This window comes from Brachyspira hampsonii 30446, from assembly GCF_000316195.1.
GTDB lineage: Bacteria > Spirochaetota > Brachyspiria > Brachyspirales > Brachyspiraceae > Brachyspira > Brachyspira hampsonii_C.
This window is the reverse complement of the sequence record NZ_JH994111.1, coordinates 302,002-315,331: the sequence shown is the minus strand read 5'-3', so window position 1 is coordinate 315,331 and position 13,330 is coordinate 302,002. Positions and strand designations below refer to the sequence as shown.

At 26.1% G+C, this 13,330-nt stretch carries 12 protein-coding genes; 6 read left to right on the top strand and 6 right to left on the bottom strand.

All coding sequences use genetic code 11. The features are described from left to right. Nucleotides 1–10: 10 nt before the first annotated feature. Nucleotides 11–457, bottom strand: a complete 447-nt coding sequence (locus tag A966_RS06265; protein ID WP_008723699.1) for a YkvA family protein — start codon at nt 455–457, stop codon at nt 11–13. Nucleotides 458–1,094: 637 nt separating this feature from the next. Between A966_RS06265 and A966_RS06260 the strand changes: the two genes are divergently transcribed. Continuing rightward, nucleotides 1,095–1,850: a PilZ domain-containing protein gene (locus A966_RS06260; RefSeq protein WP_008723697.1), complete on the top strand. Its 756-nt coding sequence runs from the start codon at nt 1,095–1,097 to the stop codon at nt 1,848–1,850. Next, nucleotides 1,834–2,436, top strand: a complete 603-nt coding sequence (locus A966_RS06255) for a 5-formyltetrahydrofolate cyclo-ligase (protein ID WP_008723695.1) — start codon at nt 1,834–1,836, stop codon at nt 2,434–2,436. Before A966_RS06260 ends, A966_RS06255 begins: the two co-directional genes overlap by 17 nt. Here the strand turns inward: A966_RS06255 and A966_RS06250 are convergent. Next, nucleotides 2,433–2,945, bottom strand: coding sequence for a chemotaxis protein CheW (locus tag A966_RS06250; protein ID WP_008723693.1), 513 nt, complete (start codon nt 2,943–2,945; stop codon nt 2,433–2,435). The genes A966_RS06255 and A966_RS06250 overlap by 4 nt on opposite strands. A 955-nt stretch (nt 2,946–3,900) precedes the next feature. On the opposite strand from A966_RS06250, the gene nhaC reads away from it, so the two are divergent. Both nhaC and A966_RS06240 read left to right on the top strand, forming a co-directional pair. Continuing rightward, nucleotides 3,901–5,316, top strand: a complete 1,416-nt coding sequence (gene nhaC / locus A966_RS06245) for a Na+/H+ antiporter NhaC (RefSeq protein WP_008723692.1) — start codon at nt 3,901–3,903, stop codon at nt 5,314–5,316. A 73-nt stretch (nt 5,317–5,389) separates the two neighbouring features. Continuing rightward, nucleotides 5,390–9,349 carry an Eco57I restriction-modification methylase domain-containing protein gene (locus A966_RS06240; protein WP_008723689.1) on the top strand — a complete coding sequence of 1,320 codons (3,960 nt, stop codon included), beginning with the start codon at nt 5,390–5,392 and terminating at the stop codon, nt 9,347–9,349. A gap of 66 nt (nt 9,350–9,415) precedes the next feature. On the opposite strand, the gene A966_RS06235 is transcribed toward A966_RS06240, so the two are convergent. Then, on the bottom strand, nt 9,416–9,631 hold the full coding sequence (locus A966_RS06235; protein WP_008723687.1) for a DUF2905 domain-containing protein: 216 nt from the start codon (nt 9,629–9,631) through the stop codon (nt 9,416–9,418). A gap of 3 nt (nt 9,632–9,634) precedes the next feature. Beyond that, nucleotides 9,635–10,321 carry a potassium channel family protein gene (locus A966_RS06230; protein ID WP_008723685.1) on the bottom strand — a complete coding sequence of 229 codons (687 nt, stop codon included), beginning with the start codon at nt 10,319–10,321 and terminating at the stop codon, nt 9,635–9,637. Between the two features lie 492 nt (nt 10,322–10,813). Here A966_RS06230 and A966_RS13435 point away from each other — a divergent pair, with 492 nt between their 5' ends. Then, nucleotides 10,814–10,963 carry a hypothetical protein gene (locus tag A966_RS13435; RefSeq protein WP_008723683.1) on the top strand — a complete coding sequence of 50 codons (150 nt, stop codon included), beginning with the start codon at nt 10,814–10,816 and terminating at the stop codon, nt 10,961–10,963. Between the two features lie 166 nt (nt 10,964–11,129). After that, nucleotides 11,130–11,573 (top strand): hypothetical protein, encoded by a 444-nt coding sequence (locus tag A966_RS06220; RefSeq protein WP_008723681.1) that lies wholly within the window; start codon nt 11,130–11,132, stop codon nt 11,571–11,573. Between the two features lie 110 nt (nt 11,574–11,683). Here the strand turns inward: A966_RS06220 and A966_RS06215 are convergent, their stop codons facing one another. Both A966_RS06215 and A966_RS06210 read right to left on the bottom strand, forming a co-directional pair. Next, nucleotides 11,684–12,022, bottom strand: coding sequence for a hypothetical protein (locus tag A966_RS06215; protein WP_008723679.1), 339 nt, complete (start codon nt 12,020–12,022; stop codon nt 11,684–11,686). 91 nt (nt 12,023–12,113) lie between these two features. Further along, nucleotides 12,114–13,085 carry an ankyrin repeat domain-containing protein gene (locus A966_RS06210; protein ID WP_008723676.1) on the bottom strand — a complete coding sequence of 324 codons (972 nt, stop codon included), beginning with the start codon at nt 13,083–13,085 and terminating at the stop codon, nt 12,114–12,116. Nucleotides 13,086–13,330: the final 245 nt, after the last annotated feature.

The window sequence follows — 13,330 nt, the reverse complement described above, 5'->3', positions numbered from 1 at the left end:
TCTATATACCCTATTCATCATCTTCTGTTTCTTCTCTTTTTTCATTTACTATTTCATATTCTGCTTCTTCGGCTTCTGATTCTCCATACTTCCAAGCTTTGTATTTATTTAAATCTTCAGAAAAATATTTTATGCATAATCCTATTATAAATGCATCATCTAATAATCCTATAATTGGAAATAAATCAGGAAGAACATCTAAAGGAAGTATTAAATATATTAATGCTCCAGCTATAGCAGATAAACTTTTCCAAGGAACATCTTTATAGTTACCATTAACATAATCCCCTATCATATCAACCATTAATTGTATTTTATCTAAAAACTTAGAAAGATGTCTTGATGATGAAAGATTCAGTATATCTTTTGTTTTATCAATAATAGATGTTAACTTATCAAATGTAGTTGCTAATGAAATTTTATCCCATAATTCTTTTGATTTTTCTCTTATTCCCATAAGCACTCTCTTAATACTTTTATTAATTCATGTTTTATTATAACATATAAATAGACTTGTTTCAAAACTAATTTTTTATAATTTTGATGGGGCTATCTCTACGAAGCATACAATCGTAAGAAACTATATACTATATACTATATAAGCCCGGCTACGCTTTCGTAAAAGACTAAATATTTATATACTATAATAATAGTTTATGCAACATATAAAGCATTATCTTATAATTGATAAATTACAAAATTTTAATATATAATCTTGTCAAGTAGTTTTGAAACAAATCTAATAGAAAATATCAATAGACTTGTTTCAAAACTAAATTTATAAATTTTTAATTTAATATTTTTAAATTATAGTTGGGGCTTTGCTGCGAAGCACACAGTCGTGCCAACCCCACTTCTTTTGTTGGCACAAAGAAGCAAAAAGACTGCATATTTATATACTATAACAATAATTTATAAAACATGTCAAACATTATTTTATAAATTATAAAATTACGAAATTTTCATATGTAATCTTGTCAAGTAGTTTTGAAACAAGTATAATAACTTTATACTTTTATTTTTTCGTTCAAAATATTGCATAAATAATAAATTATGTTATACTTAATAAGCAAGTATTATCAGGAGAAGCAATAATGGATAAAGAACAAGTAAAAGGTGTAATCATAGAAAATAATCCTTCTATTTTAACTAAATATAAAAATGCTTTTAATAATATATTCGATATAAGCACTTTCAATGATATTAATTCCTCTTTAGGATATATCATAGAAAATAATTTAAGTATATATTTTTATATTGTAAGATACAATGAAAGTGAAAAAGATGCTATCAGTTTATTTGTAGATAAAGTAAAAAAAATTAATCCTCAAATAAAATTGGTTATGACTGATGTTTCAGATGGTTTTGATGAAACGGCATATCCTTATGCTTTAATATTCCATAGAAATACAGATGTAAGTGTAATAGTACAATCCATACAAAATGAAGTTTCAAAGATATTAGAAGATGGAAATACTAAAAGAAGGCAGTATTCAAGAGTTAATTGGCCTTTAAATGTTGTCATAGCATATAAAGATAAGATTAGAGGAACTATAGATAGAAATATACTTTCTATAAGCGGAAATGGTGCTTATATATCATCTGATACTAATATTCCTGATAAGGGTGATATGCTTGGACTTACTATATCTTTTAAAGATTTCAAGTTATTCACTGAAGCTAAAGTAGTTTGGATTAATAATGATAATCAAAAACCTGACTTACCTAAAGGTTTTGCTGTACAGTTTATTGATATAGGTATGGCATCTCAAAAAATTATTGATCAAATTATTAGAGATAAATTATTACAGGAATTATTAGTAGAATTAAATGATGAAAATTTCTCCTAATGAAGATAATATTAAAAAAGAAAAAAAATTAATAAGAGAATCCTTTAAACTCATAAGAAACAATTTAGATTCTAATTTTATTAAGGATAAAAGTTCTATAATTTCTAAAAAATTTAGAAATATAGTAAATATTAATAAATTCAATTCTATATGTGTATATGCAGACTTCAATAATGAAGTACCAACTGAAGAAATAATCAAATATGCTTTAAAAAATAATATTAAAGTATCTGTACCGTTCCTTATAGATAATCATAATATGAAATTAAAATATATAAATGATTATGATAAAGATATCAACAGAAATACAAAATTCGGATGCGGAGAACCTTTTGAATATTGTAAAGACTGTGATATAAATGAAGTATCTATGTTCATTATTCCTGCTTTGGTTTTTGATGAAAAATGTAATAGACTAGGATTTGGAAGAGGATATTATGACAATATATTAAGAATTAATAAAAGTGCCTTAAGAATAGGATTGGCTTATGATTATCAGATACTTCCGTCAATACCAAAAGATGATAATGATGAGATATTAGATATTATTATCAGTGAAAGTAAAGTAATAACTGCTACTTTTTAACTATCAGCTGATGCTTCTTCATCTTCTTCGTCTGTAGTAAATAATTTTTCTAGGTCTAAAACAACTAATAATTTATCTTCTAATTTACCTACACCCTTAATATATTTCTGACCTATACCTGAAAGCATTGGAGGAGGAGGCTGAATATCAGAATTTGAAATGGATACTACCTTAGAAATAGAGTCGATAATTATACCCATATCAACATCTTCTATTTTTACTATGATAATACCTGTATTTTTATCGCCTTCGGTTTCTTCTAAATTGAATCTCTTTTTTAAATCAATTATAGGTATAATATTACCTCTTAAATTTATTACACCTTCTACAAAATCTGGGGCATTAGGAATAAGTGTAATCTTTTCCATTTTAATTATCTCTTTAGCCTGCATGATATCTATAGCATACTCACCGCTGCCTAATCTAAAAGTAACAAGGTTGGTACTATCTTCGAGGTCAACTCTATTTTCAGTACTTTCAATAGGTTGTTGCTCTGTCTGCTCTGCCATTTATTATGCCTCCATAATTTTAAAGGTTAATATATTATCGGAAATGATTTCTTATATTTTATATATATAAACACATTGTATATAAAATTTATAGAGACTATTCTATTATATTTTTGGCTAAAAGTCAATAATATAAATAGTTTAATATTAATTTAATATACTTAATAAAAAGCCTATAATAGACTTGTTTCAAAAGTAATTTTATTTATAATTTGTGGGGACTAGCCCTACGAAGTACACTGCGTTGCCACGCTCTGCGTGCCTTCGGCCCCCCACTTCTTTTGCTGCCCGCTCTGCAAGGCACCTACTCGGTGGTGACCCAGGCAGCCCGCCTGCGGTGAGAAGCATACGAAGTACGCCTCACTTTGTGTGCCTACGGCAGGTGAAAGGATGTATATTTATATACTAAAATAATAATTTGTACAACATGTAAAACATCATCTCTGTAATTTTAAAATTAAATAATTTTTATAATTAATATTGTCAAGTAGTTTTGAAACAAGTCTAATAAATATTATAACTATTCAAAAAACATTTATAAAATAGTATATATTTTACTTATTGTAGTATTAAAACAAATTAAGATTACAAAATTTACTTTAATCCCCACCCTATAAAATTTATAACTTAACACTATAATAAAAATTTTATTAATCATTGTTACTTCATCAAGAAAAAGCATGCCCGCCCAAATGTTTTTTAAATTTTAGAGCTTTAATAACACGCGGTAAATGAATTTAAATATATGGTAAATATGAAGTTATTAACTGTACTTATTTTTACAGCGAATCTAACGCGTGCTTAGTAATCACTATTATAAAGAATACTACAAATACTTATTAATTTACTTTAAAACAAACATACTAATTAATAATTAAAATTAAATAGGATTGATTTATTATGAGTATGAATATATAATACCCTAATATAGTATACAATGCATAGAGGTATCTTTATGAAAACAAAAAAAATTAATACTTTCTGGAAACTATTTCCGCTGCTCTTCATACTTATAACCGTTTTAATATTTACTGTACAATACGGCGTTCCTATAGAATTTTTACTTACACTAGGAACTTTATCCGCATGTATAATAGCATACTTTGCAGGATATAAATGGAAGGATATGGAAAATGCATTCATAAAAAAAGTAGTTGATACTTGGATTGGAGTATTGATATTTATACTGATAGGTGTGGTAGTTGGAGCTTGGGTATATTCTGGAACAGTACCTATGCTTATATACTATGGAATAAAATTAATACATCCGTCATTTATACCTGTAATGGCTTTTATTGTAACTTCATTTCTTTCTGTATTTACAGGAACTTCTTGGGGATCTGCTTCTACTGCAGGCGTTGCATTCATAGGTATTGCTCAGGCTACAAATACACCTTTGCCTTTAGTTGCAGGTGCCGTTATAAGCGGTGCTTACCTTGGAGATAAAAACTCTCCTATATCAGATACTACAGTTCTAGCTGCTATGGGGGCAGGTACTACGCTTTCTAATCATATAAAAACTATGCTCGCAAATACTATACCTGCTGCAATATTAGCCGCTTTAGTTTTTACAGTATTGGGATTGAATGCCGCAGATCCAAATGTTAATATATCAAATTTGAAAGAAGCTCAGGAGATATTGACTTCTCTAGAACAAATATTTAATTTTAATATACTTTTATTAGTGCCTCCTGTATTCGTACTTATTGCAAGCGTTAAAGGAGTTAATCCTGTAATTACTATGTTTATAGGAAGTTTAATTGCTATAATAATTGGAGCTGTAATTCAAGATTTCGGCCTAATAAACTCTATGAAATCTTTTGTAACAGGATTTAATATATCAATGTCTCCTACAGTTAATCCTGATAATATACCAGAAAGTTTACATTTTTTACTTAATAGAGGTGGTATGATAAGCACTATGCCTAGCGTATTATTTTTAATACTTGCTCTTACTTACGGAGCTATGCTTGAACTTATAGGCACTTTCAATACTCTAATAGAACTATTGATAAAAATCACAAAAGGGGCAAGAAGTTTAATATTTACAACTTGGCTTACAACATTCACTATTAATTCAGCATTAAGCAGTTTGCAGTTTACATTTTTAACATTGGGGTCTGTATTAAAAACTGTATATGATAAATATAATGTAAACAGAGGCGTACTCTCAAGAACTATGGAAGAAGGAGGAACACTCACAGAAGTTCTGCTTCCTTGGACTGTTACGGGAGTTTATATGACTTCTATACTTGGGGTGCATACTTTACAGTACATGCCTTACTCATTTTTTAATCTTATTAGTATAGGTATTTCTTTTATATACATGCTTACTTTGCCTAAATTTGCTGTAAAGATAAATAAGAATTAAAATAATTGCATTTTTATATATTTCATTTATATTGTATTTACAAAGATATTAAATTAAATATAGGTTTTTATTTATGATATATGATTATATAAAAAATAACTATTTTTCTGATAGAGTTTTGAATTCTGATATAAAAAAATATTTTAATGATGATGATAACTGCAAAAAAGCATTTGATTATATAAAATCATTATATAAAAAATATGACTTAAAAAAGTTAAATGAAAGTCAATTGGAAGATGAATTTATAAAACCTATATTAACAAATGCATTTGAATATAAATACATAAATCAAAAAGTAATAATAATACATGGCGAAGAAATGAAGCCTGATTATATATTATTTTCTGATGATGATATAAAGAATAATTATATTAACAATGAAAATATAGATGATATACTTCTTGTATTTGAAGCTAAAAGCTGGGGATTAAGTTTAGACAGTAAAAAAATAAAAGAATCTCCTCACAGGCAGCTTGTAAGATATAATTTATTTTTAGGTATAAGATATGGAATATTATCAAATGGTAAAGAATGGAGACTTTATGATTTAAAAGATAAGAAATCTGAAAAAATATTTTTTGAAATAAATTTAGAAAATATTATTAATGATGATAATTATGAAGCTTTTGAATATTTTTATTATATATTCAGAAAAAAATTCTTTGTTTTGGAAGATAAAGAAAAACAAAGCAATGCACAAAAAATAGCTGCTTTAAATGAAGAAACTATTAATGAAATAGAAGAAGATTTAAAAAATGTTATTTACGGAGATAATTCTATAATAGAAAAAATAGGACAGGTATTATATAAATCATATAGTGATGAAAGTTTGGATAATCTGTTTAATCATTCTATTATGATGGCTTATAGATTATTATTTATTGCATACTTTGAAACTAAATATGAAAGCCAATTATTCGCAGAGCATGAACATTATAAATCAAAAGCATTATTTACATTATATAAAAAATTAGAAGAGCATTACAGCACAGAAAAAAAAGAAAGTAAATTAAAAGCATATCAGGAATTATGCGAATTATTTGATATACTAGATAAAGGAAGCATACCTTTTCATATACCGCTTTTAAATGGCGGGCTTTTTGATGTAAATAAAGCACCTTTATTTGAATATAAAAGAAATAAAACCTTATTCAGTAATGATGAGGTATATGATATCTTAAAAGAACTTCTTCAGATAAGAGATGATAAAAATAAAATTAATATAAGAAACTTTTCAATAATGTCTGTAACACATATAGGCAATATTTATGAGGGACTTCTTCAATACACATTCAGACATGCTGCAGAGAAAAAATATTATTTAGAGTACAGAGAAAATAAAGAAAAAAAATCAGGCTACTTTGAAATATATGATTATGAAGAGATAAAGAAAAATAAAAATATAACAGTAGATGTTGAAAGAGAGATAAAGCCTAACAGCATATATTTAGTTAATAGTTCTAACAGCAGAAAAATGAGTGCAAGCTACTACACTCCTGCATCATTATCAAATTTTATGGTTCATGATGCGGTTAATATAATACTTCAAAATGAAAAATATAAAAATAATATACTATCTTTAAAAGTTCTTGATAATGCATGCGGAAGCGGACATTTTTTGGTTGATTTTTTAGATGCCCTTACAGAAAATATTTATTCAAGAATATTTAAAAGTGAAAATGAGAACGGTGATTTTTATTATTTGTATGATTATATAATGAGCGAAAAAGAAAAAATAAAAGATAATTTAAGCAATTATAATCTTGAAGATATGGAAATTGATGAGCTTCAAATATTAAAAAGAATATTATTAAAAAAAGTTATATACGGTGTTGATATAAATTACTTTTCTGTAGAACTTACAAGACTGAGTTTATGGCTTAAAACTTTTATATTCGGCACACCTTTAAGTTTTATAGAACATCATATAAAAGAGGGCAATTCATTAATAGGAAGCACTATAGAAGAGGGACAAAAGGCATTAAGCGAATATTATGAAAATGAACATAATCAGAGAGATTTGTTTTCTCAGGATTTCAGAGATGTATTTGCAGATTTAAAAAATGTATCCGAGCAGTTATCATCTCTTCCAGACAGCACAACCGAAGAGATAGAAAAATCAAAAGAAATATATATTAATGAAATACTTCCTAAACAGAGAAAATTATCTTCTATATTGGATTTGGTTACATATAAAAAATTAAAAGAGAGTTTGAAGAAGAAAAAAGATGCCGAAGTTTTGAGTATAGATCCTTATACTAATTTAAGAGATATAGAGCATTATAACAGCGGTTCTGAAGATTTTAAAGAAGTTTCGAGAGTTGCTAGAAAATATAAATTTTTTAATTATGATATAGAGTTTCCAGAAAGCTATAATTACGGCTTTGATATAATAATAGGAAATCCTCCTTGGGATAAAGTAAAATTGGACGATAAAGACTTTTTCTCACAGTACAGAAGCAATTACAGAACAATGAAAAATAATGAGAAAAAGCAGACACAGGATAATTTGCTTAAATATTATAAAGAGATAAAAGAAGAATATGAAGATACTAATAAAAGAATAAATACTATATTATCATATTATGGTAATTATTATCCTTTAAATGAAGGTGCAGGAGACACAAATTTATTCAGATTATTTATTGAAAGAAATATAAGTTTAATTTCTATGAACGGCTCTTTAATATATGTTACTCCTTCGGCTTGGAGCTATGAAGAAGGTTCTATCATTTTAAGAAAACATATATTTGATAATTTATACTTCAGATATTTTTATCAATTTGAAAATAAAAAAGCTATATTTCATGATGTGCATAGAAGCTATAAATTTGCTGTATGGTCTCTAAAAAAAGAAAAAATAATAAATAAAGATTATAAAGTACCTTGCTTTTTTATGGAGCATGATGCTGAAAGGCTTTATAAAGAAGAAAATAAAAATAAAATATTATATCCTCTTGATTTTTCAAGAAAATACTTTGAAGATACTTATATGATACCTGAAATAGAAAGCAATTCTGATATAAACATATTAGAAAAAATGTATTCTATAGGAAAAAGAATAGACAGAGAATATATAGATTTTTATAATGAACTTCATATGACTAATGATAAAGATATATTTTTGGAAAAAAGAAATAATGATGAAATGCCTCTTTATGAAGGGAAAATGGTATGGCAATTTAATTCAAAATTTGAAGAAGCTCAGTATTTTGTAGATGAAGAGAAATTAAAAGAAAGGCTTTTTTCAAAAGAAGTGTACAGAATGGTGGATAATTTGTATAATGATATTAGTATAAAAGAAGCAGAAGAAAAGATGAAAAGTACAAAAATAAAAAATAAAAACAGTTATGACAAAACAAGTAAAGAAAATAAAGTAATGAGATTTATAAATATAGGAAAAAAAGAAGACTTCATCAAATATATAGTTTATGATTATACTTTTCCAAGGCTTGCATTTAGAGGAATAGCAAGTAATACGAATGAAAGGACACTAATAAGTTCAATTATACCTTCAAATTCTACTGCTGGAAATTCTTTGTATTTATCATATTCAAAAAAATATTATTTGGAAGATAAAAATATAAAAATAAAAGCTATTTCATTCAAAAGGCTTTTATGGGTTAATGCTTTATTCAATAGTATAGTTCTTGATTATGTTTTGAGGTTTTTAGTAGATATGAATGTTAATAAAACTTATTTGATGAGATTACCTTTAATACATGCTTCCGATGAAGAGCTAGATACTGAGACTTACAAGACTATTTGTAATAATGCCTTTGCTCTATCTCTTTACAACAACAAAGAACTTGCCGCCTTCTATTCTCTGCCTGATAGTTTCGATTTGCCTCAAAATAGTAAGGATTATGATATGCTCCAAATTCAAAATGACATTTTAATTGCCAAACTTTACAGCATCACATTTAATGAACTAAGTAATATGCTAAAAACTTTTAAGGTGCTTAATGATAAAAAACCGCATTATGTGAAAACTTTACTGCATAAAGCAGAAAATGTTTTAAAAAAATGACGGCATAAAATTTTTCTTTTTTTATTTATATCATAAAAAGATTATGTTTTAATAGTTGTAACATTATTAAAATTTAGAAATTAACCACATAATAATAGAAAGTACAATACTAACTATAATGCTGCTCATAAGAGGAAAAGCAAAAGTAAAATTCTCTTTTTTTATGACTATATCTCCGGGAAGTTTTCCAAAAGGCAGTTTAATATTAAATAAAAATAATATCCCTATAATTATTAAAATAATACCAATAACTATAAAAATTTTTGCAAATTGAATATTCATTTATTATTCAGCCATTTTTTTATACATTTTTTCTATATCTTTGTCATGACCCGCAATGATAAGTATATCCCCTTCAACCATAGGCTCGTCAGGATCAGGCGTACAATCTACAATAACTTTTTTCTCCCCTAATATTCCAACCGTTTCTTTCTTTACAGCGACAACATTTATTTTGTATTTCTTTCTCAAATCAAGCTCTTTGAAGTTCTTACCTGCAAGTCCTCCATGAACAGGAAATTCTACTATAGAGTGATATTCAGTCAAATCATAAAGCAAAACAGTATCGCCCACCTCAAGCTGTTCAGCAATATGTATTCCCATAGATTCCTCAGGGCTTACTAAATGTGTTATTCCTATCATACTAAGTATTGCCTTATGCTTTTCATTAGAGTATCTTGCTATAATATTTTTTACATTAAGCTCTTTTAAAAGCAATGCAGTTAATATACTTGTCATCATATCTTCGCCTATTGTGAGTATTACCGCATCAAATTTATTAATCTCAATAGCTTCTAATGCCTCTTTTTGAGTAGAGTCTAAACGCATAGCCTGAGTAACACTATTTTTTATAGCCTCTATTTCATTTATATCATTATCTATAGCAAATACTTCTATGGAAGGTTTTGTCATAAGCCTATTAATTAATGCCTTTCCTAAAGTACCAACTCCTATAACAGCATATTGAAGCATATTAATCCCCTATTCTTATTTAATGATTTTATTATAGAATAATATAAAAAATTGTCAAAAATATTATATACAATTTTTACATAAAAAATTAAAACTCAATTATTTTTATATCTTTGTTAGGGTAAATATTGTTAATAAAATTAGTTCCTATGTATTATGTTTTATTTGTAATATAAAATATAAAATCTTATTAAAATATGTAATTATATTTTAATATATATAGAGTAATATAAAAAAATAACTATATATAAATTTTTTTTACCTTAAAATAAAAATTTATGTTATTATTTATAATAAATAATTAAAGTTAAGGTATTTACATTATAAAAAAATAATATTAAGTATTCTATCAGTATTAGTAGCTACATGCAGTAATAAAGATACAACAGCTCCTTCATCAGGAAATAAAACATTAACAACTAATGACCAAGTGATGATAAAACAGTTAGAGACGGTACTCCATTAGCAAGTTGGAATGGAAGTTCTCAGGTTATGAAGATAAATGCATCTGTATCTGTTAATAATGCTGCTGCAGGAACTACAGCTCAAGAATATTACTTATTGCAAAGATTATATTCTACTACTTGGTATCAGTCTGAAGAAGATTACGATGACGGAAGATTAGACTTGTTTCAAAAGTAGTTGACAAATAATTTAATAAGTTTATTATTTTATGCTAAATTAAATAATATTAATTATAGTTTAATTAAATGTTTTACTTGTTGTGTAAATTGTATATTTGAGCTACAAAATGCAGTTCTTTTGGTTCTTTTATACCAATAAAAGAACTGGGGTTTGGCACGACTGTGTGCTTCGCAGCAAAGCCCCAACTAAATTTAAAAATATTAAATTAAAAATTTATAAATTTAGTTTTGAAACAAGTCTATTAGAAACAGAAGAAGAGTTTTTGTTTTTCAATGACAAATCAGAAATGGTAAAAAGAGAATATGAAAATGGTATAGTAGATGGAAGAGATGATTATGCTGCATTAACATGGATTGAAGATATTACTCTCAATGTTCAAGACAATAAAAAAAGCAAAAATGCTTGTATAGTAAGAAATACGGAGTTTGGAAAATATGAAACAGATATGGAATATGAAGGATATTATTTAGTTGATAGAGATACTTTATATATAGTTGATGGAGATGATGAAGCAGAAGTAAAAGAAAAATTAAATGATATAATATCTGGAAATACTCAAAGATATGCAGAAGACAAATTTGTACTTTCTACTAAACATTTAAATTAACTTTTAAACATTTAAATTAACTTTAAAGCAATATAAAAAAACAAGGATATTAAAAAATCCTTGTTTTTTATTGCATAAAATACATATAGATAAAATTAATAAAAAAATTATTAATCATCTCTATTAGCTTGATAGTTCAATTTAACCAAATAATCTATTTTATCAACAACTTTAGTAAAAGGTTTTTCCACACTAATTAAAGCTCTTTCAACATCATGTCCGTCTTCATCTTCAATGTATATATCATAATAAAGTTCTTTGTGATCATATTCATTTTCAAAAGTAAGCCTTATAAATATAAAATTATTAATATTAATTCTATCCATTTTAGGTTCATACTCAAGACGCTTAATCTCAGTATTTAATAACTCTTTTCCTAAATTCTCTACTATAATTTTATAAATAGATTCTAGCTCTTTTCTTATATAGTGGACATTGTTATCAAACATTATAAAACTCCAAATAAAATATATATATATTTTTTTACAATATAATAATAAATATACCAAAATAAAATAATTTGTCAACAAAGACATTTTATTAATATTTATCTAATATAGAAGCTACTTCCTCATCTCCCAATTCTCTAGCTATATTTGCTAACTCTTTTGCCTTTTTCTTAGCAAGATTAGGATTCGCATTATTTTCAAGTAATATTAAAGCAGCCCCAAAATTACCATTTTCAATAGCATAAGATAGAGCAGTTTCACCATCTTTATCTACAATATTTACATTGGCGCCATTCTCTAATAAAATATTAATAGCCTCTGTAGATATATCTCTCATAGAAAATGCTATTAATGGTGTTATCCCAGAGAAATTAGGTTTATTAATATTCACTGTCTTAGATAATATTTTAACTGTTTCAACATCATTTGCTACTAAAAGAGGAGTTATTCCTTCATTATCTACAATATTTATATCAGCACCATTATCAACTAGAAATACCGCCACATCAGAATTAGAATTATCAGCAGCAAAGAATAAAGGAGTCCATCCATTATTATCAGCAGCATTAACATCAGCTTTAGTCATCACTAAAAGCTCAACAACATTAAAATTACTGTCATATATTCCTATACCCTGTCTAGCCCATATATCTGTAGCATATAAAAGTGCTGTATAATTTCTTTTATTTTTCATATTAACATCAGCATTATTTTCTATAAGAGCATTTACTAAATCAGCATATCCATAATAAGAAGCTATCATTAAAGCAGTAGTACCCTCATCAAAAACTACACTAAGATCATATTCTGTATCTTCAGCATTTACTATATTTGTTGATTGTGTTAAAGTACTATTAATATTTCCTGAATCAAGCAGACTTTTTATTATATCTATACTAGGATATTCTTCATATTCTGCTATAGCATCTTCTAAAGATAAATCTTTAACTATATTTGCACTTTCTACAGATGTTTCGCTATTTTGAATATTTTCATTGGTATTAGAATTTTGAGTGCATGATAATAACATCAATAATAAAAATGTGCATGAAATAAATCTCATAATAGCCCCCACACATTGAATTATCATGTATATAATAACATATATTATTAATTATATCAATTATGATACATCCGCCTTATTTATCAAAATATATGCATAAATATTATTTTAGATAAATACTAATATAATCGAATTAGAACAAAAATACTAAAAATAATTGCATATTTTATTATTGATAATCAAAATTAAACAAATACATTATCAAGCAAGTGAATTTATATGATACTTAATAATAATACTATATT

Excerpts from the sequence above, each read along its gene's own strand:
- A966_RS06260 (WP_008723697.1), top strand. The coding sequence starts at position 1,095 with ATGGATAAAGAACAAGTAAAAGGTGTAATCATAGAAAATAATCCTTCT.
- A966_RS06250 (WP_008723693.1), bottom strand. The coding sequence starts at position 2,945 with ATGGCAGAGCAGACAGAGCAACAACCTATTGAAAGTACTGAAAATAGA.
- A966_RS06240 (WP_008723689.1), top strand. The coding sequence starts at position 5,390 with ATGATATATGATTATATAAAAAATAACTATTTTTCTGATAGAGTTTTG.
- A966_RS13435 (WP_008723683.1), top strand. The coding sequence starts at position 10,814 with ATGAAGATAAATGCATCTGTATCTGTTAATAATGCTGCTGCAGGAACT.
- nhaC (WP_008723692.1), top strand. The coding sequence starts at position 3,901 with ATGAAAACAAAAAAAATTAATACTTTCTGGAAACTATTTCCGCTGCTC.
- A966_RS06255 (WP_008723695.1), top strand. The coding sequence starts at position 1,834 with ATGAAAATTTCTCCTAATGAAGATAATATTAAAAAAGAAAAAAAATTA.
- A966_RS06235 (WP_008723687.1), bottom strand. The coding sequence starts at position 9,631 with ATGAATATTCAATTTGCAAAAATTTTTATAGTTATTGGTATTATTTTA.
- A966_RS06210 (WP_008723676.1), bottom strand. The coding sequence starts at position 13,085 with ATGAGATTTATTTCATGCACATTTTTATTATTGATGTTATTATCATGC.
- A966_RS06230 (WP_008723685.1), bottom strand. The coding sequence starts at position 10,321 with ATGCTTCAATATGCTGTTATAGGAGTTGGTACTTTAGGAAAGGCATTA.
- A966_RS06265 (WP_008723699.1), bottom strand. The coding sequence starts at position 457 with ATGGGAATAAGAGAAAAATCAAAAGAATTATGGGATAAAATTTCATTA.
- A966_RS06215 (WP_008723679.1), bottom strand. The coding sequence starts at position 12,022 with ATGTTTGATAACAATGTCCACTATATAAGAAAAGAGCTAGAATCTATT.